This window comes from Amycolatopsis sp. MJM2582 (assembly GCF_000754115.1).
In the GTDB taxonomy this organism is placed as follows: domain Bacteria; phylum Actinomycetota; class Actinomycetes; order Mycobacteriales; family Pseudonocardiaceae; genus Amycolatopsis; species Amycolatopsis japonica.
This window is the reverse complement of sequence record NZ_JPLW01000007.1, coordinates 348,867-367,608: the sequence shown is the minus strand read 5'-3', so window position 1 is coordinate 367,608 and position 18,742 is coordinate 348,867. Positions and strand designations below refer to the sequence as shown.

Genomic DNA, 18,742 nt, shown 5'->3' with positions numbered 1-18,742 from the left:
TCGGCTGCCGGGCGGGGTTCGTGGAGTGGCGGTGGTGCTGCCCGGTGGGTGTGGTGATCGTGAGGGTTCGGGTCTTTCCAACGCTCGCGCTTTCGCCGACCCTTGCCACTTTTCGGCGACGGCTCAGAACGGTGGCGGCTCGTCGGCCGCCGGGTGGGGTTCGTGCAGCGGTGGTGGTGTGCTGTCGTACTGCTGCCCGGTCGGTGTGGTGATCGTCAGAGTGCCATCAGAGGCAAGGTGGTAGATCCAGCCGGGTTCATCCTTCAATCGGTGGTCGCGGCGGCAGAGGTCGATGAGGTCGGTGTCGGTGGTGTGCCCACCGTGCTGCCACGGCACCGCATGATCGATGTCGCACGCCTGCGCCGGGCGATGGCAGCCGGGTCTTCGGCACTCCCGGTCCCGCACCCGCACGAACTCGGCCAAACCTACGGTCGGCCGGTACCGGTCCCGGCCCAGATCGAGCACTTGCCCGGACAGCGGATCGGTGACGATCCGCCGCAACACACTGTTCCCACCCGCGGCGATCTCCCTGGCCAACGCGGCAGGGATCGTGCCGTGCCCGGCCAGCTCCTCATTCAGCCCGAGATAAGTGAACAAATCCATATAGAGAAACACTTCGCTGCGCTCACTCGCCCCGCCCTGGCCACCGAGCAGAAGATCGAGCGCGACATCCGCCCGTACCTGCTCCAACGTACGAGTCTCACCACCAGCTCGGAGAGCCCGCGCTTCACGGTCGATCCGCTGATACGCGGCAGCGACTTTCTCCACCGGCCCATCCTCGACCTCGATCGACGCCACCCCCGTCTCACCATGCCGCACAGTCAGACGGCGGCCTTCACGATGACGCTCGGCCCGTTTACCAGCACCCTCAGGGTCAATAGTGTTCGCCGCATGGTTCGCGGCTTTCCGCACCTGATCCGGGTTCTTGTCCGCGATCCGCTCTTCCAGCAGCGCATCGACCGCTTGAGCGTCCTCGTCGGAGAGGCGGCTTGCGCCAACGCCACAGAATCCTTGTCATCCAAAGAATCCACCACGGAGTTCACCGCGGTCAACACCTCGGGATCGGTGAGACTTTCCAGGAGCGCCACAGGCGCGGTATGAGTATCCACCCCACGAACGACCAAAGCATCGCCGATTTTCGACAACACCGCACCAGCAAATAACGTGAAAGCAATTCCGGGGACTCGACTGTGAAGAAACCGGGCCGGCCGCACCGGAATTCAAGAGGCCTTGACCTCCGCCAGTGCGCGTTCGCGTACCTCCCGCACGACGCGGGACCGCGTGAACGCGGACGAAACCGCGCCCAGCCAGGCGCTTTCGTCCCGTGCGCTGGGATGCGGCCCCGCCGATCGGTTCGGCCAGCTCCGGCCGGCCTGCCGCATCACCAGTGCGGCGGCGAGTTCGGCGGCGGCGCGCGTGGGTTCGTCGACCGGGGTGCGCAGCCAGTCCCCGACGTGCGGCGGGACGTGTGCCCGCAAGGCGAGCAACCCGTCACGGATCTCGATCACCCTGCGGTACAAGGTGAATTCGAGGTCGTGCCGCACGGGCAGCGCGATCTGCGGGTGGGCGGCGACGAGTTCCTTCCACAACGGTGTCACCGCCCGGATCCTCAGCCACGCACGCGCCAGCCGGAGCGCGCCGTCCCAGGTGGTGAACAGGCCACCGAGGACCCACAACACCATCGCGCAGAGCCCGACCAGGCGGGCGCGGGGCAGGAAGTCGAGGTCCGCGAGATCGGTGATCTCCAGCCACAGCGAGGGAAGCCCGGAGAACAGCGCCCAGCCGATGGTGACGACGGCGGCGCAGACCAGGATCCGCAGCCCGGTCCGGAACGCCCCTCGTGGACGGCCCGCGGCGCTGCGGACGAGCGTGCGGATGAACAGCACCAGGCACGTGACCGCGTACGTCGTGAGGACCACCTGGTACGCCACGATGCTGAGGCGCCACTGGAACTCGGGTGTGCCCGCCTCGGACCGATGCGGCGCGAAGTCCAGGTAGCACACCACCATCAGGGTCCAGCACACCACGATCGGCCAGAACGGCGTCGGTTTCTCCGGCGACCGGGTGCTGCGGACCAGTTGCAGCAACGCGCGCATCGCGAGCAGTTGCAGCGCGTTGGTGACCAGCCGCGGGAGCAGTTCGTCACCGAGCAGCCGGACCGTGTCCTCGGCCGAGACGGCGAGGGCCACCGCCATGCTGAGGAAGAACGTGGCCAGATACCCCGGGCCGGCGCGGACCGTCATCAGCCGGGTGAGGCCGATCAGCGCCAGCAGCGCGGCGGACAGGTAGCTGATCATGAACCGAGGGCGTGGCGCAGCCGATCGTTTTCCGGCCCGGTGCGCGCGGCGCGGCGCATGAGCAGCGAAGCGACGAGCTCGGCTTCCTTCTCCTGTTCCCGCGCGTAGGTGGTGCGGCCGAGGACGCGGCGGACCAGGTCCACCGACAGGCTGGGCGCGACGATCTCCGCGATCGCCTCCGGCCGCACCTCGCCTTCGACGTGCCCGCAGAGCAGGTGACCGAGTTCGTGCAGCAGGATGTGCCGCTGGTGCAGCGGGGACGTGTCCCGCGTGTAGAACACGTAGTCCGCCCGATCGGTCGCCGCGAGCACGCCGCACGGCGCCCCCGTCCGCGCTTCGAGCGGCACCAGTTCGATGGGCCGCCCCCGCATCGCCGCGACCTCGCCGAACAACGTGGTGACGTCGAACGGCTCCGGCAGCCGTACGCCGCCCGCGATGCGCTCACATCTGCGCCAGAGCGCACTCTTCCTGCCCAGCATGGCTACTCCCCCTGGTCACGCTTGGACTCGCGCCGCTTGATCGCCTCGACGATGTCGGTCACGGTGCCGAGCCCCTCCTCGGACAGCGTCACCGCACGCAACGCCAGGTTGCGCACCGCGCTGTTGCGCAACGCTCCCAGCAATTCGACCTCCTCGGCAAGGGCCCTCCCCTGTTCGTCGTCGAAGAAGTACGCGGGCGGCACCTGAAAGAACGCCGCGAGCGCTTCGAGATGCCGTTTGGTCGGGTTGTCCCGGCGACCGGTCCGCAGTTGCCACAGGTAGGCGGCGGAAAACGACTCGCCGGTGCTCTCCCGGCAGGCCCGCGCCACCTCCTCGTGGCTGTGCTGCTCGCCGTTGGGCCGCCGGACCACCTGGAAGAGGCGGTCGATCCGGTCGGTGAGCGTGGTCGCCCGTGGTTCGGTCATCTTCACCTCCGTTAGCTGAAATGAATGACATGCGTTGCTTCGTTCATCTGGGTTGACATCCAGACGGCCGTCGCCCTACGGTTTCCACGTTAGCTGAGATGAATGACCAAGGGGAGTCGGTCGATCCTGGCTGACACCCGGAAGGGGGATCTCCCATGAAGAAGTTGCTGACCGCGGCCGCCCTGGTGGTGGCCGCGGTGACCATGTCGGCACAGCCGGCGCTCGCCGTGGAGACCGGGGACTTCTACGCGACCGGCATCGGCCCGGGACCGTCGGACGCCGTCGCGTCGGCGGAAAAGGTCGCGCGCTTGTACGCGCGCAACACGGGCTGGCTCGACTCGCAGTGTTACGTCCGCGGCTCCGACATCCGGTCGCACTTCGACTACTACAGCGCGCGCGTCTGGCTCTACTGCCAGCGCTGAAACCAGGAGGGGAAAACATGAACAGGACGATCGCCCGCGCCACGGGGGCCGCCGTGGTCCTCGCGGGACTCATGACACTCGCGCCGTCGACGGCGAGCGCCGAGGAGACCCGGGCGTTCCTCGGGACCACGGTGGAGAAGACGTCGGCCTCGGCCAAGCGGACGGCGTTGCAGCAGGCCTACGACCACGCTTCCGCCTACGGGTACACGCAGGATCAGTGCGTGATCATCCATCTGTACTCGGTGAAGATCAGCTTCGTGATGTACCGGGGTGAAGCCGGGATCCACTGCACGAAGTAGGGGCCGTGAAGGCCTCCTTGAGGGACTCTGGGTCCCTTAAGGAGGCCTTCACGGATGTTCAGGCTAGGTTGGCCGGGTGAGTCTTCTCGACGACGTGGCCGAACGCGACGGCTGGCGCTGCTGGGTGTGCGACGAACCGGTCGACCCGGACATGTCGGTGAACGACCCGCGGGGCCCGAGCGTCGACAGCCGGACCGCGGACCGCAAGGCCAAGATCGCGGAGCGGCTCGCGCACCGCGGTTGCAACACCCGCAAGGGCGCGGTCAAGGTGGTCATCGCCTGGCCGGACCGGCTGCACGTGGTCGAGCCCGCGCCGCTGATCACCGTCGCCGGGCGGCTGGAACGCAAGGGCGGCCGCGAAATGGTGGCCCGTTGCCCGACGAAACAGGACGCGCAAGAGGCGGCGGACTGGCTGGTGGACCGCTTCTCCCGGCTGGTACCGGGATTGCCGGTGACCGCCGCCGTCGAGCCGGGCGGTGGCCAGTTCCTCGTCATCCTGGCCGCGGGCCGTCGCTGACCGGATAACCGGGTCCTCGCCCTCGCGCAAGCCCTGAACAAACCATTGTCGGAGCCGTGGCCTGCCTGTTTAGTCAGGGACGCCCGGCCGATGGCAGGGCGTCGAGCGCACGGAAGCGAGGGACACATGAGCGGAAAAGCGTTACCGCGCAAGCTGATCACGATGGCGGCCGCGGTACTGACGGCGGCGGGCCTCTCGATCGCCGGCTCCGCCACGGCTTCGGCCGCGGACTTCTACTACGAAATGCCGTACCCCGAGGGTGAGGCCTACACCATCTCGCAGGGACCGGAGGGCACCTTCTCTCACACCGGCCCCTACAACGAGTACGCCTGGGACATCGCACTCCCGGCCAACTACGAGGTCTCCGCCGCACAGGGCGGCCAAATCCTCGTCTCGGGTTGGTCGCCGTACGCGTCGAACGGTATCGAGGTGATCATCCGGCACTCCAACGGCACCTGCACGCAGTACATCCACTTGAACCGGGCCATCTACGACGCGGGCGCCTGGGTCCCGCAGGGCCGGATCATCGGCTGGTCGGGCAAGACCGGGGCGGCCACCGACTATCACCTGCATTACCAGGTGATCAACTGCGCCAACCGCGTGAGCATCCGCTCCACCTTGCAGGGCTGGACCCCGCCGACCGGTTCGCGACCGGTCAGCGTCAACACCAGGGCCTGAGCCCGCGGATCCGGCAGGACACCCGTGGCGCCGCGGGTGCTCCCCCGTCAGCCCGCCGATTTCGTGATGGTGACGCGCGCCGAGCCGGTTTGTTCGTCCTGCACCAGGATCTTCAGCCCGTTGCCTTCGTAGCGGGCGATGGCGAGGTTCGCGTTGTGGGTGTCGGTGTAGCCGAGCTTCGGCAACGTCTCCGCGTAGAAGGTCTTCGCGCTCTCGGTGTCCACGCCGTCGACCCGGAACGACACGACACTGTCATCCGCGCGCGAGGCGGGCGCCGTACCGCCCGGCGGCAGCGGGAACTCCGCCAACGGCCAGCCCGCGGGCATCGGATACGCCGACCCCGTGGTCGCCGCTTGGCTCGATGCCGGCCCTGCCGCGGGAGCGGACGGCTGGGGATCACCACCACAACCGGCGATGGCCAAGCAAGCGAACAGTGCGGCCAGTGCCGGCATCGAAATCCCTCGCCTTTTCGTCATGGCGGAAAACTACCTCTCGCCGAAACTTCACCCGAAAGCGGGTACAGCGCCGCATTTCATCGGTATTTCATCCGCGCTCATTAACGTTCGGCGCGGCAATACGACAGTGGGGAGAAACCGATGAAAAGAACCGGAGCGCGTTTGCTCGCGACCGCCATCCTGTCCGTCGTCACCCTGGTCGGCGCGATCGCCGGCACGGGAGCGGCGCAGGCGGCACCCGCCCGGCCGGACGGTCCGTGCGGGCCCGTCATGTTCGTCGTCCCGGGATATCAGGACGGCGGCGCGCAAAAGCTTCTCGACCGGGGACTCGCGCCGGGCGGCGCCGACCCGGTGCGCATTCCGTATCCGAACAGCGCCGGGGACATCAATCTGTACGCCGACGTCGACGCCGGTGTCGCCAATCTCCGGACCGCGCTCTACAACCTTTATGTCACCTACGGCTGCGACCTCGAAACGAAGGTGTACATCGTCGGATTCAGCCTCGGCGCGCTCGTCGCGGGCACGGTCCTGGAGACCGAGCCGCCCGGACGGAACATCCAGGGCGTGTTGTTCGCCGACGGGCGGCGGCAGCCCGTCGAGTCGAACTGGCCGGGTGACCCCGGCGGGCTGATCGGGCATCTTCCCGTTCCCGGTCCCGGTGGCGCCGGTTTCCGGCCGGTGGATTCCTTCCGCTACCCGACCTTGAGTCTCTGCAACGGCCCCAATGCGGCGGGCGGCGCGGATCTGATCTGTTTCGGCGGCACCAATCTGGACAGCTATTTCAGCTCACACCCGTACTACAGCTTCGAAGTGGCCAACGAGCTGAACATCCACGGCGAAGGCCCGTACCCGAACAACCTGCGCAACCGCGTCATCCCGTAACCCGCTTCGCAACCCCTTCCCGGTGGACCCGCCGGGAAGGGGTTGCATCCCTGCGCAGTTTCAGATGATCTGAACATCTGTTGCTAACATCTCGACCATGCGTGTCCTCTTCGCCAGCCTCGCGTCGGTCGGCCACACCTATCCGCTGATCCCGCTCGCGATCGCCGCCAGGGACGCCGGGCACGAGGTGTTCTTCGCCGCCGGCGAGAACGTCCATCCGCCACTGCTCAGGAACGGCCTCCGACCGTTTCGGCCGGCGGACGCGTTCTACGAGATCTACGCCGAGGACCTCGAACCGGAACTGGCTCGGCTACAGCCCGACCTCGTCGTGCACGAGTGGGGACAACCGGGGGTGGCCGTCGCCGCGGAACGCGCCGGGATCCCGGGACTCTGGCACGGTTTCGGCCGCATGTTCCCCGACGGGATCGGACTCCAGCCGCCGACGCGGCCCGACCGGCCGCATCTCGACATCTGCCCGCCGTCCTTGCAGGACAAGGACTTCCTCGCGACGGCCGAACGCGTCGAACTACGTCCCGTTCCGTTCTCCGAACCGGCGGCGCGGCTCGAAACGACCGCGCGACCGTTGATCTACCTGACCCTCGGCACCGCGTTCGGCACGCCGGAAGTGCTCGCCACGGCCATCCAGGGGCTGGCCCCGCTCGGCGCACACGTTGTCGTCGCCTCGGGACGGATCCGCCCGGAGGAACTCGGCGCCGTCCCGGACAACGTCACGGTGCGGGCCTGGATATCGCAACCGGACCTGATGCCGCACGTCGACGCGGTGGTGCACCACGGCGGCAGCGGCACGACGCTCGGCGCGCTCGCCGCCGGTGTCCCGCAACTGGTCCTCCCCCAGGGAGCCGACCACTTCGCCAACGCCGGAGCGCTGTGCGCCGCGGGGGCAGCGCTGAGCCTTCAGCCCGACGAGCTGAGCGCGGAAGCCGTCGCCGCGCACACACTGACCCTGCTGGGGCAGAACGCGCATCGCGACGCAGCCCGGGCGATCGCCGAGGAGATCGCCCGGATGCCCTCGCCCGACGAGGTCGCCCGCACCCTGCCGGAATGGACTCGGGCCTAGAAGCCGAACAGCTCCTGCGGGATTTCGTAGTCGTCCGGCCAGGTCAGCCACGCGACGTCGGTCGGGCCGATGGCGCAGTTGGCCACCCGCCAGGACCGCGGGTCGTCGTCGACGCCCGTTTCGCTCTTCTTCTTGAGCAGGGCGACGTAGACGTCGGACATGACGCCGTCGGCCCGGCGGTTCTCGTAGATCGTGCCGGCGTAGTACGGGCGGCCCGCTTCGGCGGGACGCATCGTGCCCTGCAGGAAAACCCAGGGGCCGAGCCGGTCGAGCTGTTCCACGGCCACCCGGACCTGGTCGCCGAACTCCTCGTCGAGCCGGGCGGTGGCGGCCTGGAGCACCGCCTCCCGGACCGGGTCGCCGGGATTCAGCGCCACCGGAAACGGTCGTGCGGACGGGGTGTACATCAAGCTACCTCCCACTGGCGGGCGGGGACGCGAGCGCTCGCGTCCGCCTGCCCGGTGCTGCTACGGCGTTCTGTCGGATCAGGTCGGCGGGGTGAGGATCTTCACGAGGCCGCCACCGCCACCCATGCTGATCTTCTGCGAACCGTCGGGGTTGATGTTGTTCGAGCCGATGAACTGACCATCGCCCGCGTACAGCACGACGTGCCCGCCGTTGTTCGAGATCACCACGTCGCCGGGCTTCGCTTCGGAAAGCGGCACCGACCGCCAGCCGTCCGCTTCGAGGTTGGCCGTCAGACCCGCGACCGAGGCACTGGCCTGCCCCTTGTCGATCAGGCCCGCCGCCTCGAGACAGCCGGAGACGAAGTTCGCGCAGTTGACGTTGTTGGGCACCCACGACTGCATGGCGGGGAGCTCACCGCTGCCCTTGAGATCGCCGGCGTTGCGGCCGAGGAACTTCTCCGCGATCTTCGCCGGGTTGTCGCCGCGGGCGTCGATCGGCTTGGCGGGCCTGCCGTCGCCCGGAACCCCGGCGTGGCCCCCACCGCCACCGCCGCCGCCGCCTCCGCCACCGTCTCCCCCGCCGTAGCTGGGGGTGGCGCTCAGGTGCTGGTTGACCGGCTTGGCGTGGACGCTCGACGCCGTGGTCTGGCCGTCGTCGGCCGGGATCAGCTCGAGGAAGCCGCCTTCGATCTCCAGGCCGAGCGGCTTGAGAAGCTCGTCGATCTGCTTCTCGGCGTCATCCAGCGCCTTTTCGATCTCGTCCTTCTTGCCGTTCGAGTCTTTTTCGTTGAGCTGCCGGAGCCGCTCGATATCCGACGCGGCCGCGGCGATCTCGTTGTCGTCCTCGGAAGTGTTCTTCCGGCGGCGGGCCGAGTCGATCAGCTTGCGGTTGTCCGCGTCCTTGTCGTTGGCTTCCTGGGCGAGTTGTGCGACCTTCTTCTTGACCTCGTCCATGATCTCGGACACCCGCTGGAGGATGTTCTTGGCCGCCTCGGCCTTGTCACTGACCTTGTAGCTGGCCTTGCCGAGCTTTTCGAGATGGTCGGCGACGGCGTCGGCGTCCTTGCCCTCCCAGTGGCGCAGCACGTCGTCACGGAAGGCCTTGAGGTCGTCGCCGAGGTCGTTGGCCCGGGTGGCGGCTCCGCCAACCTTCCTGGCCTGGTCGTTGACCGCGCCCGAGTTCAGCTTCTGCGTCTGCTGGGCGTGCTTGTCGATGGCGTCCAGCGACTTCGGGCGGTCGTGCGACGGGTCGTCGAGCGTGCTCGGATTCCGCTCCGCGGTGGTCATCGGTAAATCCCCCTGGTTCCCGTCTTCAGTCCGATCAGTCCCGCTCGCGCGCGTGGCCGCGGAGGGTGTCGACACCCGCGGCCTCGTCGTTGCGCATCCGCTGCGCGGCGTTGGCCAGCGCGTTCGACGCGGCGTCGACGAGCTTCGCGGCGGCCGCCAGTTCGGCGTTCACACCGCGGTGGAAACCCTTCATCGTGGTCCCCGTGCTGGCCGCGTTCTTCAGATCGCCGAACGCCGCTCCGGGATCACCGTCGCCCAGGTCCTTGCCCGTGCCGGTGTAGCCGTCCTTGAGCCCGCCGACCTTCTTGGCCAGCGCGGCGATCTGCTCTGGATCGAATCGGCGAGTCATGAATGATCCTTCCGGCCCGTGCTTGCCTGACCCATGTTGCTCTACCGCGCACCCTATGAGTTCCCACCCACGCGTGCGCACCGTTTCCGTAAACGCGATGACGCCGTTCGTGTACACCGACGCATCCGGCCGCGCGTTGGTTCCCGGAAGATTTCCACGGCGTCCCCGGAGGGGAGATCTTACCCTCCCGGTGGGCACCGACAGCAGCCGAAGCTCACCCGGTCGGGGGCTTTGCCAGAATGGGCCGCGATGACCATCGATCGGCGCACTCGCGCCTTGAACTCCCTGTACGGCTTGACCCTCGGCGACGCGCTGGGTTCCCAGTTCTTCGTCCCCGCCAATCGCGACCACTGGGCACGGCGGCAGCCGCCGCCAGGGCCGTGGCAATGGACCGACGACGCCGAGATGGCGTGTTCCGTTTTCGCCGTCCTGGACCGGGCCGGCCACGTCGACCAAGACCTGCTCGCCGCGAGCTTCGCGGCGCACCACGACTTCGACCGCGGCTACGGCCCGTCCATGAACCGCTTGCTGCGTCTCGTCCGCGAGGGCGGCTCGTGGCGTGAACTCGTCGCGGATCTGTTCGACGGGCAAGGCTCCTGGGGCAACGGCGCGGCGATGCGCGTCGCGCCGCTCGGCGCATGGTTCGGCGGAGATCCCGACGAGGCCGCGCGCCAGGCCGCGCTTTCGGCCGAGGTGACCCACACCCATCCGGACGGGGTGGCCGGCGCGATCGCGATCGCGGTCGCCGCCTCGCTGGCCGCCGCCCCGGACCGGCCGTCACCGAAGGACTTCCTCGACCAGGTGCTGCGGTGGGTGCCGCCGGGCCGCGTGCACGACGGTGTCCGAGCCGCCATCCGCCTGGCCGACGAGCCCTCCGCCGCGACCGCCGCCCACGAACTGGGCAACGGCAGCCACACCGGCGCCCACGACACGGTGCCCTTCACCCTGTGGGTCGCGGCCCGCCACCTCGACGACTACGAGAAGGCCTTCTGGACCACGGCGGGCGCCGGTGGCGACGTGGACACCACCTGCGCCATCGTCGGCGGCATCGTCGCGACCCGTATCGGTGCCGACGGCCTGCCGCCGTCCTGGCGGGACGCGTGCGAACCGCTGCCGGACTGGGCGGGCGTCTAGACCAAGCCGAGCTCGCGCGCCCGGACTCCGGCCTGGAAGCGGGACTCGGCTCCGAGGGCGGCCATCAGTTCGGCCACCCGGCGCCGGTAGGTCCGCACGCCGAGGCCGAGGGTCCGGGCGGCGGCTTCGTCCTTGACGCCGCTGCCGAGCAGGTCCAGCACCGCGGGCGCGAGCCGCCGGATCTCGGACACCTGCGCGTCGAAGACGGCGAGTTCGGTCGCCGATCGCCAGGCCGCCTCGAACAGCGACGTCACACCTTGCACGGTTTCGGGCTGGGTGATGACGCTGTAGCCGCGCTGCCCGGCGCTGAGGTCACCGGCGAGGATGATGAGCCTGCCGTCCAGGACGATCGTCTCGTTGAGGTCCTCGGTGGAGATCCGGACCTGGGCTCCGTGCCGGTCGCGGACCCTCGCGAGCTCCTGCGCGGCGCCCTCGTCGAGCAGCAGCCCGGCGCGGTAGATCTTGCGGATCCGGACCTGGCCCGCCCGGCGCTCGGCGAGCTCGCCGGCTCCGTGGGCGGCGACCCAGGTCGCGAGGTCGTTCGCGGCGCACGCCAGGTCGGTCACGGTCGAGAACAGGTGCCCGACGCGGCGGAACAGCTCCTCCTCGCCGCGCACGACCGTCACCGCATCACTCGTCCGCATGACACCGATACTGCCCCAGCCTCGCCAGTACGTGGCAGCTTGTTGCCATTTTCTGACTACGGACGGCCTCCTCACGACGCTGATGGTCATGACGAATCTTCACGACACCTGGCGGCTCGGCGACCTCACCGTCAACCGCCTCGGGCTCGGCGCGATGCGGCTGACCGGGATGCCCTGGGACGAACGACCCAAGAGCCGCGAGGACGCGATCACCGTCCTGCGCCGCGCGATCGAACTCGGCGTCAACCACATCGACACGGCTTCGTTCTACTTCACGCCCACGCGCTCGGCGAACGAGCTGATCGCGACCGCGCTCCAGCCGTATCCCGAAGACCTCGTGATCACCACGAAGGTCGGCGCGGGCCGCGACCGCGACGGCGAGTTCTCCTTCGCCCGGCCGGATCAGCTGCGCGGCCAGGTCGAGGAGAACATCCGGCAACTCGGCCTCGACCACCTCGACGTCGTCAATCTGCGCTGGGGCGCCGCGATGGGCAAGGAGCCCGGCTCGGTGGCCGACCATTTCGGCGCGCTGGCGGAGCTGCGCGAGGCGGGCCTGATCCGCCATCTGGGTGTCTCCAACGTCGTGGCGGACCAGCTGACCGAGGCTTTGTCGATCGCTCCGGTGGTCTGCGTGCAGAACCGCTACGGCCTGACCGACCGCGAGGACGACGCCCTGCTCGACCTGTGCGGGGAGCTCGGCATCGCGTTCGTGCCGTTCTTCGCCGTCACGACCTCGATTCCGGGAGCGGCGCCCGGCGCTGTTCGCGGCGAGGCCGAGGTCGCGAAGGTCGCCGCGGCGCATGACGCGACTTCGGCGCAGATCCGGCTCGCCTGGACGCTGCACCGCGGCGCGCACGTCCTCGCCATCCCCGGGACCGGCGATCCCGGGCATCTGGCGGAGAACGTCGCGGCGGGCGGGCTGCGGTTGAGCGAGGAGGAGCTCGCTTTGCTGGATGGCGTGGGTCGAGGGTGACCTGTCCGGCCTCGCGTGGGTCGTGAGTGGCGTTCCCTGCCGCCGTGCGCGGATGGACGACACGCGTGATCAGCGGGACGACACACGTGTCCAGAAGGACGGCTCGCCGTGTCGTCCACCCAGTCACGCGTGTCGTCCATCGGCTCACGCGTGTCGTCCAATCAGTCACGTGAGTGCGGCCGTGGTGCGGGTGGTCGTGAGTGGCGATTCGGGTTAGAACCCGAAACGCCACTCACGACCCACAGCACCGAAGCCTCACCAGCGGATCCGGCGGTCCACGGCGACCCAGTTCGTCTCCCAGGTCGCCCCGCCGTCGGCCGAGAACGCCTGCTCGAATCGCGCTTCGTCCGCGCCTTGCCTGAAGACGAGGAAACGCACCTTGATCGGACGGCCGCCGAGCTGGTCGTCGCCGTGGAACTCACCGACGCCGTCATGGAACCCGCCATAGACCGACGGGGTGAGCAGACCGTCGCGCATGTTGACGAAGGTCAGGCTCCACCTCTGCGCCTGCGGTTCGTACAGCCGCAGGTTGAGCGCGTCGATCCGCCCGTCCGGGCCCGAAACCTCGAATTCGAGGGCGTTCGCCCGCCGGTCCATGAGCGGGCGGACGGTGCTGGTGCCCGCGAACTGGAGCCACTGGTCCGCGGACTCCGAAAGCGGCTCGGCGAGCACCCGCACCGTCGAGCGCCAGGTGCCGATCTCCCAGTCGAACGCCCGCTGGGGATCGGTGCCCGAGGTCGACGCGTCGCCCGACGCCGCCGTCGCGACCAGCATCAGGGCCGCAAGGCCCACTGTCAGGATTCGTTTGTATGGCACGGTCATGGTCCGAACTATCCGAGCGGAGGACGACCATGGACAAGAAGGCACTTCCGGGTAACCTTCCCCGTCCCAACCCGCTGCCGGGCTGTCCGATGGCCGCGGCGTTCGCCGCGATCGGCGGGAAATGGAAACTGACACTGCTGTACTGGCTCGCCCACGGCGAATCCCATTTCGCCGGCCTCCGCCGCCGGGGCGCCCCCATCACGCCCAAGGTGCTGGCCGAACAGCTCCGCGAACTCGAGGCCGACGGGCTCGTCGACCGCGTGGTCACCGGGCCGGTCCCGGCGCGTGTCATCTACCGGCTCACTCCTTACGGCTCCACGGTTCTGCCGGTGGTCGAGGGAGTCAGGGTCTGGGGCGAAGCGCATCTCGAACGCACCCGTGGCGACGCCGCGCCGAACGCCGCGATGGGCTGCGCCGACGCGATCGGATAGCGATCTCACGTGATTGAAGAGCGATCTCGCGTGATTGAACGGCGATCTCGCGTGATTGGGGGGCGATCACGGGTCAGCGCAGTCCGGAGCGGCGGGCGGCGGTGGCCGTGGCGAGGGTCTGCAAGACCTCTTGGGTGGTGGCGAGGTCGATGCAGGCGTCCGTGATGGACTGGCCGTAGGTGAGCGGCCGGTCGGGGTGGAGGTCCTGGCGGCCCGCCTGGAGGTTGGATTCGAGCATGACGCCGACGATGCCGCGCTGGCCGTTCTTGATCTGTTCGGCGATCTGGCCGGCGACGACGGGCTGCCGGAGGTGGTCCTTGCGGCTGTTGTCGTGGCTCGCGTCGATCACGACCCGGCGGGGCAGTCCCGCGTTCTGCAGCGTGGTGAGCGCCGCGCGGACGGACGCCGGGTTGTGGTTCGGTGCGCTGTTGCCGCCGCGCAGCACGAGGTGACAGTCCGGGTTGCCGACCGTGTGCAGGATCGCGGGCAGGCCGCTGGGGTCGACACCGGGGACGACGTGCCGGGCCTCGGCGGCGCGGATGGCGTCGACCGCGACGCCGACATCGCCGTCGCGGCGGTTCTTGAACCCGACCGGCATGGACAGGCCGCTCGCCAGCATGCGGTGGTTCTGGCTTTCCACGGTGCGCGCGCCGATCGCGCCCCACGAGACGGTGTCGGCGAGGTACGCCGGGATCGTGGTGTCCAGCCATTCGCAAGCGGCGGGCAGACCGCCCTCGGCGAGTTCGAGGAGCAGGTCCCTGGCGACGCGCAGCCCGCGGTTGACGTCGCCGGTGCCGTCGAGGTGCGGATCGTTGATGAGCCCCTTCCAGCCGCCGACCGTGCGGGGCTTTTCGAAGTACACGCGCATGACGACCAGGAGTTCGTCGACGAACCGGCCGGCGAGCGCGGCGAGCCGGTCGGCGTATTCGAGTGCCGCGGCGGGATCGTGGATGGAACAGGGCCCGGCGATCACGAGCAGCCTGTCGTCCGTGCCGTCGAGCACGCGGAGGACGTTTTCCCTGCCGTGGCGCACCGTGTCGGCCGCGGTCGCGCTGAGCGGCAGTTCGTGGTGCAGCAGGGCGGGCGTGACCAGCGGGACCATCCGGTCGATACGCTGGTTGTCGAGTTCGACCGTGGCGAGGGTTGTCATCACAGATATCCAGGGTTTCTGCCGGTACCGGGCGCGGGAAAGCCGGGGTTTCCCGGCCCGGACGGCGGTCTCGGGTGAACTAAGAAGCAGGCCCGGCATTTACTCGAGCGAGAATTCTCTTACCCCGAATGTTCCATCATCCGCCACACGGAACAATGGTCCAACCCGAATTCAGCGACCGGTCCAGATCGGATCCCGTTTCTCGGCGAAGGCACGGGCGCCTTCGCTCGCGTCCGCGCTCGTCCGTCGCCGTTCTTCCCACGGATACGAGGTTTTGAACGCTTCTTCGAGCGGGAGGTCGAGCGATCGCAGCGCGGCCTCTTTGATCGCCCGCACCGAAAGCGGAGCGGCGCGCACCAGGTCGTCCGTCCATTCTGCGACGCACCGATCCAATTCCGGGAACGGGACGACCTCGTTGACCAGCCCGTGACGCAACGCCGTCGCCGCGTCCATTCTGCGCCCGGTCAGCAGATATCCCATCGCCACCTTCTGCGGAAGCTGGCGCGGCAACCGGAACACCCCGCCCGCCCCGGCGATCAGGCCGAGACGGACCTCCGGCAAGCCGAAGACCGCTTCTTCGGAAGCGACGACGATGTCGCACGCGAGCACCAGTTCGAAACCGCCGCCGAGCGCGTAGCCGTGCACACGCGCGACCACCGGTTTGGACAGCGTGAACCGGTCGGTCAGCCGGGGATGCCCCGGCTGACCGCTGCTGCCGAACGTCGACGCTTCAACGCCTTCGTCGGTCAGCCGCGCGCGTTCCTTGAGGTCCTGCCCGACGGAGAACGCCCGATCCCCCGCCCCGGTCAGGACCACGGCCCGGACGTCGTCGTCGGCTTCGACGTCGTCCCAGATCCCGGCGAGTTCCGCGTGCATCCGCCGGTCCATCGCGTTCAGCGCCTCGGGCCGGTCCATCGTGACGTAGGCGACGTGGTCCTTCTTCTCGTACCGGACGCCGTTCATCGCGAGCCCACCGCGAAGCCGTCCACCTTGCCGATCACGTCCGCGCCGTAGATGCGCAAAGCCTGCTGCAGCGCGAATTCGGCGATGTACCGGCGGAATTCCTCCGGTGGTTCCTCGGAAAGGTTCACCATGCGCCGGTTGGCGGCGACGGCTTCCCCGTCGAGCCGGGCGAGCGCGCCGTCGATGGCCGCGTCCATCTCCTCCGGCGGCACGACCTCGTCGACGATCGAGCGGGCGTCCGGCTCGTCCGCCCGGAGCTTGCGGCCGCCGAGGATCACCTGCCGGGCCACCCGCGGCCCGGCGATCCGGGAAAGCCGGAAGTTGGACACCCCGGGGATGATCCCCTCCTTGGCCGCGGGCAGGCTGAGGTACGCGTCGGACGCCGCCAGCACGTGGTCGAAGACCAGCAGCAGCTGGGTCCCACCGCCGATGGCGAAGGAATCGACGGCCGCCATCCAGGGTTTGCCGGTGAACCGGGAATGCCAGGAATCGTCCGTCAGCAGACCGCGGAAGATCTTCTGGATGTACCCCGTTTCCCGCCGCAGCAGGAAATCCACCAGCGGGATGTCACCGGAGCTGAGCTTCTTGAGGTTGATCCCCGCGCAGAACACCCGGCGCCCCAGGTAACGGGGATGGCTCATCACCCCGCCCCGCAGCAGTCCCACCCGGACGGACGGATCGAGCAGCACCAGGTCGACCGCGGTCTCCATGTCGTCGACCTGCTGGGCGTCCTCGGCGTTCAGGCAGTCGTCCCGGCACAGGGTCAGGTGCGCGACGCCGTCCCGCCGCTCCAGCCGGACGGCCTCCATCCGCACGACCCCGGTTTCGAGGAACTCCGGGAGCAGCCGTTGAGCCCTGGCGGTGGGCCGGAGCATGGCGTCGAGCAGATGCGGGCCCGCCTTCGGCGCGCGCAGGATCCCGCGCAGGAAGATGCCCTGATCGATCTCGCGCCCTTCCTTCTCCGCCTGCGGCCGCGCCCGCTCGGCCGCCATCTGCTCCTCCGACGGCACCAGACCGGGGAAGGCGAGCGCGGCGGCGCGGACGAGTTCGTCGAGCCGCAGGTACCGCGTCCGGCCGCCGGTGAGTTCGGCGTAGAGCTCCTCGGCGTGCGCCTCGACGAAGGCCGCGCGCAGCGTCCGGACCTCGTCGTCGACCCGGTGGGCCTCCCCCGCCAGGGCCCGGAGATCGAGCCCTGGCGAAAGAGCCGTCACGACTTGGCTTCCCGCCGCAGGGCCCGGTCCGCCGCGGCCAGGTGGGAGCCGAGCGCCTCTTCGAAGGTGGTCGAGCCCGCTTCGAAGATCAGCTGCCGCCGGATCGCCGTCTCGGCGCCGTCCACGACGACGCCCAATTCGGCCAGCGTCTTCGCCGGATCGTCGGACACCTCGTCGATCAGGTCGAGGGCGAGCGCCCGATCCGTGCCGAGCGGGGTTCCGAGCAGCACGGCCCGGCGGATGCCCGCCGCCCCGGCCTGTTTGGTGAGCCGGTAGACGGTCATCCCCGGCCAGGTGCCACCGCCCGCCGACGCGAGCCGCAGCGTGGTGCCCGGTTCGGCGATCCGGATGTCGGCGGCGAGGAGGAGGTCCAAGGCCGTTCCGGCGCATTCGCCCGACGCGACCGCGGCCGTGAGCCTGCCGAGGCGTTCGAACCGGCGCACGACCCGCTCCCATTTGGACACGAGCCCGACCGCCAGCCCCTTCGCCCAGTCGGCGGGCGGGGCCCCCGTGACGTGGATGGTCACCGGTCCCGGTTCACGCTGGTCCTCGGCCCGATCGCAGAACGCGCCGATCTCCTCGACGACCGCGGCCGACAGCGGACGGGATCCGTCGAAGCGCAGCACCAGTTCGCCCTCGATTTCGTTACGCGTCACCATTGAATTAGCGCCATTTCGATTGTGGAGCCAGGCCCCATGGTCATGAGCACGCCGTAGTCCCCCGGGCGGGCGACGTCTTCGTCGGCGAGCCGCTCGTAGGAGAAGAGGAAGGAGCCGCTGGAGAGGTTCCCGTAGTCGCGGAGCACACCGGTGGTGTGGCGCACGTCGTACCGGCTCAGGCCGAGGTTGACGACGACGGCGTCGATCACCTTCTTCCCGCCCGAATGCACCAGCCAGTGGCCGATGTCGCTGCGGCGCAGGCCCGTCCCGGACAAGAGCCGGTCGATGACGATTTCGGCGTGCGCGCCGACCACGTAGGGGATCTGCGGGTCGAGGAAGAAACTGAACCGGTCCTGGTCACGGTCCCAGTCGTAGCGCATCGCGTCGACCGCGTCGGTGATGATGTAGCTGGCGAATTTGAGGACGCGCGGACCCGGCACGCGCCCGTCACCGGAAACGAGCGCGAGCGCCGCGGATCCGTCGCCGAAAAGACTGTTGACCACCGCGGTCCGCATCGTGCCGTCCAGCGCGTAGGCGGCGGAACACGCCTCGCTGCACAGGACGACGCCGAGTTCGCCGGGATGCGCCGCGGACCAGCCCGCGACCACGTTGAGCGCGTTGAGACCGGCGTTGCAGCCCATGCCCACGATGTCCGAGCGGCTGCAATGCGGGTCGATGCCCATTTCCCGGATGATCAGCGCGCTCAAGCCGGGCGTCAGGAAACCGGTCGAGGTGACACAGCACAGGTGACGCAGATCCGAAAGCGTCGCGCCCGCCGACTTCAGGCAGGCTTCCAAGGCGCGGCAACCCATGTCGACGGCGATCCGCTTGTGCTTGTCGAGGAGGTCGCCCTGCGGTTCGGTCGCGCGGGCGCCGCCGGGACCCTCCGGCGGCAGGGTGAGGAAACGCCGGTCGATGGCGCTGTTCAGGAAGACCGAGCGGATCTTCGGATCCTCGATGTCGAGGATCTCCAGGAGTTCGGTCTGCGAGTACGACGACTCGGACACCGCGGTGCCCACGCCGGCGAATCGGGTGATCTCGGTGAGTCCGGTGAGGACGGAAAGGTCCTCGGCCGGTTCGACGATGGCCGTCATCGGTACATCCACCCCCATGTTCTGAGCTTGCTACGGAGCAGCTGCTTGACCTGCGCAGCGGGCATTGGTCTCACCTTTCGCGGATC

Annotated in this window: 23 protein-coding genes and 1 pseudogene; 9 read left to right on the top strand and 15 right to left on the bottom strand. The window is 69.0% G+C overall.

Going from position 1 to position 18,742, the window contains the following annotated elements; translation table 11 throughout:
• Positions 1-123: 123 nt before the first annotated feature.
• The 4 genes and pseudogenes from ED92_RS36210 to ED92_RS36195 all read right to left on the bottom strand — a co-directional run bounded on the left by ED92_RS36210 (position 124) and on the right by ED92_RS36195 (position 3,201).
• Positions 124-1,088 (bottom strand): annotated as a pseudogene (locus ED92_RS36210) (DUF222 domain-containing protein).
• Between the two features lie 132 nt (positions 1,089-1,220).
• Positions 1,221-2,297 (bottom strand): MAB_1171c family putative transporter, encoded by a 1,077-nt coding sequence (locus ED92_RS36205; protein ID WP_037346470.1) that lies wholly within the window; start codon positions 2,295-2,297, stop codon positions 1,221-1,223.
• On the bottom strand, positions 2,294-2,776 hold the full coding sequence (locus tag ED92_RS36200) for an ImmA/IrrE family metallo-endopeptidase (protein WP_037346467.1): 483 nt from the start codon (positions 2,774-2,776) through the stop codon (positions 2,294-2,296). Before ED92_RS36200 ends, ED92_RS36205 begins: the two co-directional genes overlap by 4 nt.
• Positions 2,777-2,778: 2 nt before the next feature.
• The gene (locus ED92_RS36195) at positions 2,779-3,201 is read right to left on the bottom strand and encodes a helix-turn-helix domain-containing protein (protein WP_016331913.1); all 423 of its coding nucleotides are present in this window, start codon (positions 3,199-3,201) and stop codon (positions 2,779-2,781) included.
• Positions 3,202-3,356: 155 nt separating this feature from the next.
• Here ED92_RS36195 and ED92_RS36190 point away from each other — a divergent pair, with 155 nt between their 5' ends.
• The 4 genes from ED92_RS36190 to ED92_RS36175 all read left to right on the top strand — a co-directional run bounded on the left by ED92_RS36190 (position 3,357) and on the right by ED92_RS36175 (position 5,117).
• Positions 3,357-3,623, top strand: coding sequence for a hypothetical protein (locus ED92_RS36190; protein WP_037346465.1), 267 nt, complete (start codon positions 3,357-3,359; stop codon positions 3,621-3,623).
• Positions 3,624-3,640: 17 nt separating this feature from the next.
• Positions 3,641-3,922: a hypothetical protein gene (locus ED92_RS36185; protein WP_037346464.1), complete on the top strand. Its 282-nt coding sequence runs from the start codon at positions 3,641-3,643 to the stop codon at positions 3,920-3,922.
• 76 nt (positions 3,923-3,998) lie between these two features.
• Entirely contained in the window at positions 3,999-4,439 is a 441-nt protein-coding gene (locus ED92_RS36180) for a hypothetical protein (protein ID WP_037346462.1), read from the top strand.
• A gap of 126 nt (positions 4,440-4,565) precedes the next feature.
• Positions 4,566-5,117 carry a M23 family metallopeptidase gene (locus ED92_RS36175; RefSeq protein ID WP_037346461.1) on the top strand — a complete coding sequence of 184 codons (552 nt, stop codon included), beginning with the start codon at positions 4,566-4,568 and terminating at the stop codon, positions 5,115-5,117.
• Between the two features lie 47 nt (positions 5,118-5,164).
• Here ED92_RS36175 and ED92_RS36170 read toward each other — a convergent pair whose 3' ends face one another.
• On the bottom strand, positions 5,165-5,593 hold the full coding sequence (locus ED92_RS36170) for a hypothetical protein (RefSeq protein ID WP_152611094.1): 429 nt from the start codon (positions 5,591-5,593) through the stop codon (positions 5,165-5,167).
• 120 nt (positions 5,594-5,713) lie between these two features.
• On the opposite strand from ED92_RS36170, the gene ED92_RS36165 reads away from it, so the two are divergent.
• Entirely contained in the window at positions 5,714-6,454 is a 741-nt protein-coding gene (locus ED92_RS36165; RefSeq protein ID WP_037346457.1) for a hypothetical protein, read from the top strand.
• Between the two features lie 97 nt (positions 6,455-6,551).
• Positions 6,552-7,532, top strand: coding sequence for a glycosyltransferase (locus ED92_RS36160; protein WP_037346456.1), 981 nt, complete (start codon positions 6,552-6,554; stop codon positions 7,530-7,532).
• Here the strand turns inward: ED92_RS36160 and ED92_RS36155 are convergent.
• The 3 genes from ED92_RS36155 to ED92_RS36145 form a co-directional block, all read right to left on the bottom strand.
• On the bottom strand, positions 7,529-7,939 hold the full coding sequence (locus tag ED92_RS36155; RefSeq protein ID WP_037346455.1) for a hypothetical protein: 411 nt from the start codon (positions 7,937-7,939) through the stop codon (positions 7,529-7,531). The two genes, ED92_RS36160 and ED92_RS36155, sit on opposite strands and share 4 nt — an antisense overlap.
• Positions 7,940-8,017: 78 nt before the next feature.
• On the bottom strand, positions 8,018-9,226 hold the full coding sequence (locus ED92_RS36150) for a peptidoglycan-binding protein (RefSeq protein WP_037346454.1): 1,209 nt from the start codon (positions 9,224-9,226) through the stop codon (positions 8,018-8,020).
• Positions 9,227-9,260: 34 nt separating this feature from the next.
• A complete protein-coding gene (locus ED92_RS36145) occupies positions 9,261-9,575 on the bottom strand; it encodes a hypothetical protein (protein WP_037346453.1) in 315 nt (104 codons plus the stop codon).
• 249 nt (positions 9,576-9,824) lie between these two features.
• Between ED92_RS36145 and ED92_RS36140 the strand changes: the two genes are divergently transcribed.
• A complete protein-coding gene (locus ED92_RS36140) occupies positions 9,825-10,709 on the top strand; it encodes an ADP-ribosylglycohydrolase family protein (protein WP_037346452.1) in 885 nt (294 codons plus the stop codon).
• Here ED92_RS36140 and ED92_RS36135 read toward each other — a convergent pair.
• Positions 10,706-11,353 carry a response regulator transcription factor gene (locus tag ED92_RS36135; RefSeq protein ID WP_037346450.1) on the bottom strand — a complete coding sequence of 216 codons (648 nt, stop codon included), beginning with the start codon at positions 11,351-11,353 and terminating at the stop codon, positions 10,706-10,708. The two genes, ED92_RS36140 and ED92_RS36135, sit on opposite strands and share 4 nt — an antisense overlap.
• An 88-nt stretch (positions 11,354-11,441) precedes the next feature.
• Between ED92_RS36135 and ED92_RS36130 the strand changes: the two genes are divergently transcribed.
• Positions 11,442-12,326, top strand: a complete 885-nt coding sequence (locus tag ED92_RS36130; protein WP_037346972.1) for an oxidoreductase — start codon at positions 11,442-11,444, stop codon at positions 12,324-12,326.
• A 255-nt stretch (positions 12,327-12,581) separates the two neighbouring features.
• Here ED92_RS36130 and ED92_RS36125 read toward each other — a convergent pair whose 3' ends face one another.
• A complete protein-coding gene (locus ED92_RS36125) occupies positions 12,582-13,148 on the bottom strand; it encodes a hypothetical protein (protein WP_037346448.1) in 567 nt (188 codons plus the stop codon).
• Between the two features lie 29 nt (positions 13,149-13,177).
• On the opposite strand from ED92_RS36125, the gene ED92_RS36120 reads away from it, so the two are divergent.
• On the top strand, positions 13,178-13,579 hold the full coding sequence (locus ED92_RS36120; RefSeq protein WP_235213465.1) for a helix-turn-helix domain-containing protein: 402 nt from the start codon (positions 13,178-13,180) through the stop codon (positions 13,577-13,579).
• 73 nt (positions 13,580-13,652) lie between these two features.
• Here ED92_RS36120 and ED92_RS36115 read toward each other — a convergent pair whose 3' ends face one another.
• The 5 genes from ED92_RS36115 to dpgA form a co-directional block, all read right to left on the bottom strand.
• Positions 13,653-14,729, bottom strand: a complete 1,077-nt coding sequence (locus ED92_RS36115) for a 3-deoxy-7-phosphoheptulonate synthase (protein WP_037346446.1) — start codon at positions 14,727-14,729, stop codon at positions 13,653-13,655.
• Between the two features lie 171 nt (positions 14,730-14,900).
• Positions 14,901-15,692, bottom strand: coding sequence for an enoyl-CoA-hydratase DpgD (dpgD, locus tag ED92_RS36110; protein ID WP_037346444.1), 792 nt, complete (start codon positions 15,690-15,692; stop codon positions 14,901-14,903).
• Positions 15,689-16,903, bottom strand: a complete 1,215-nt coding sequence (dpgC, locus tag ED92_RS36105; RefSeq protein ID WP_037346443.1) for a (3,5-dihydroxyphenyl)acetyl-CoA 1,2-dioxygenase DpgC — start codon at positions 16,901-16,903, stop codon at positions 15,689-15,691. Before dpgC ends, dpgD begins: the two co-directional genes overlap by 4 nt.
• Positions 16,900-17,562 carry an enoyl-CoA-hydratase DpgB gene (gene dpgB, locus ED92_RS36100; protein ID WP_037346441.1) on the bottom strand — a complete coding sequence of 221 codons (663 nt, stop codon included), beginning with the start codon at positions 17,560-17,562 and terminating at the stop codon, positions 16,900-16,902. Before dpgB ends, dpgC begins: the two co-directional genes overlap by 4 nt.
• Positions 17,556-18,656, bottom strand: coding sequence for a 3,5-dihydroxyphenylacetyl-CoA synthase DpgA (dpgA, locus tag ED92_RS36095; protein WP_037346439.1), 1,101 nt, complete (start codon positions 18,654-18,656; stop codon positions 17,556-17,558). Before dpgA ends, dpgB begins: the two co-directional genes overlap by 7 nt.
• Positions 18,657-18,742 lie beyond the last annotated feature (86 nt).

Bases quoted from the DNA above. Each gene is read 5' to 3' on its own strand.
- ED92_RS36205 (WP_037346470.1), bottom strand. From the start codon at position 2,297: ATGATCAGCTACCTGTCCGCCGCGCTGCTGGCGCTGATCGGCCTCACC.
- ED92_RS36200 (WP_037346467.1), bottom strand. From the start codon at position 2,776: ATGCTGGGCAGGAAGAGTGCGCTCTGGCGCAGATGTGAGCGCATCGCG.
- ED92_RS36195 (WP_016331913.1), bottom strand. From the start codon at position 3,201: ATGACCGAACCACGGGCGACCACGCTCACCGACCGGATCGACCGCCTC.
- ED92_RS36190 (WP_037346465.1), top strand. From the start codon at position 3,357: ATGAAGAAGTTGCTGACCGCGGCCGCCCTGGTGGTGGCCGCGGTGACC.
- ED92_RS36185 (WP_037346464.1), top strand. From the start codon at position 3,641: ATGAACAGGACGATCGCCCGCGCCACGGGGGCCGCCGTGGTCCTCGCG.
- ED92_RS36175 (WP_037346461.1), top strand. From the start codon at position 4,566: ATGAGCGGAAAAGCGTTACCGCGCAAGCTGATCACGATGGCGGCCGCG.
- ED92_RS36170 (WP_152611094.1), bottom strand. From the start codon at position 5,593: ATGACGAAAAGGCGAGGGATTTCGATGCCGGCACTGGCCGCACTGTTC.
- ED92_RS36165 (WP_037346457.1), top strand. From the start codon at position 5,714: ATGAAAAGAACCGGAGCGCGTTTGCTCGCGACCGCCATCCTGTCCGTC.
- ED92_RS36160 (WP_037346456.1), top strand. From the start codon at position 6,552: ATGCGTGTCCTCTTCGCCAGCCTCGCGTCGGTCGGCCACACCTATCCG.
- ED92_RS36155 (WP_037346455.1), bottom strand. From the start codon at position 7,939: ATGTACACCCCGTCCGCACGACCGTTTCCGGTGGCGCTGAATCCCGGC.
- ED92_RS36150 (WP_037346454.1), bottom strand. From the start codon at position 9,226: ATGACCACCGCGGAGCGGAATCCGAGCACGCTCGACGACCCGTCGCAC.
- ED92_RS36145 (WP_037346453.1), bottom strand. From the start codon at position 9,575: ATGACTCGCCGATTCGATCCAGAGCAGATCGCCGCGCTGGCCAAGAAG.
- ED92_RS36140 (WP_037346452.1), top strand. From the start codon at position 9,825: ATGACCATCGATCGGCGCACTCGCGCCTTGAACTCCCTGTACGGCTTG.
- ED92_RS36135 (WP_037346450.1), bottom strand. From the start codon at position 11,353: ATGCGGACGAGTGATGCGGTGACGGTCGTGCGCGGCGAGGAGGAGCTG.
- ED92_RS36130 (WP_037346972.1), top strand. From the start codon at position 11,442: ATGACGAATCTTCACGACACCTGGCGGCTCGGCGACCTCACCGTCAAC.
- ED92_RS36125 (WP_037346448.1), bottom strand. From the start codon at position 13,148: ATGACCGTGCCATACAAACGAATCCTGACAGTGGGCCTTGCGGCCCTG.
- ED92_RS36120 (WP_235213465.1), top strand. From the start codon at position 13,178: ATGGACAAGAAGGCACTTCCGGGTAACCTTCCCCGTCCCAACCCGCTG.
- ED92_RS36115 (WP_037346446.1), bottom strand. From the start codon at position 14,729: ATGACAACCCTCGCCACGGTCGAACTCGACAACCAGCGTATCGACCGG.
- dpgD (WP_037346444.1), bottom strand. From the start codon at position 15,692: ATGAACGGCGTCCGGTACGAGAAGAAGGACCACGTCGCCTACGTCACG.
- dpgB (WP_037346441.1), bottom strand. From the start codon at position 17,562: ATGGTGACGCGTAACGAAATCGAGGGCGAACTGGTGCTGCGCTTCGAC.
- dpgA (WP_037346439.1), bottom strand. From the start codon at position 18,656: ATGACGGCCATCGTCGAACCGGCCGAGGACCTTTCCGTCCTCACCGGA.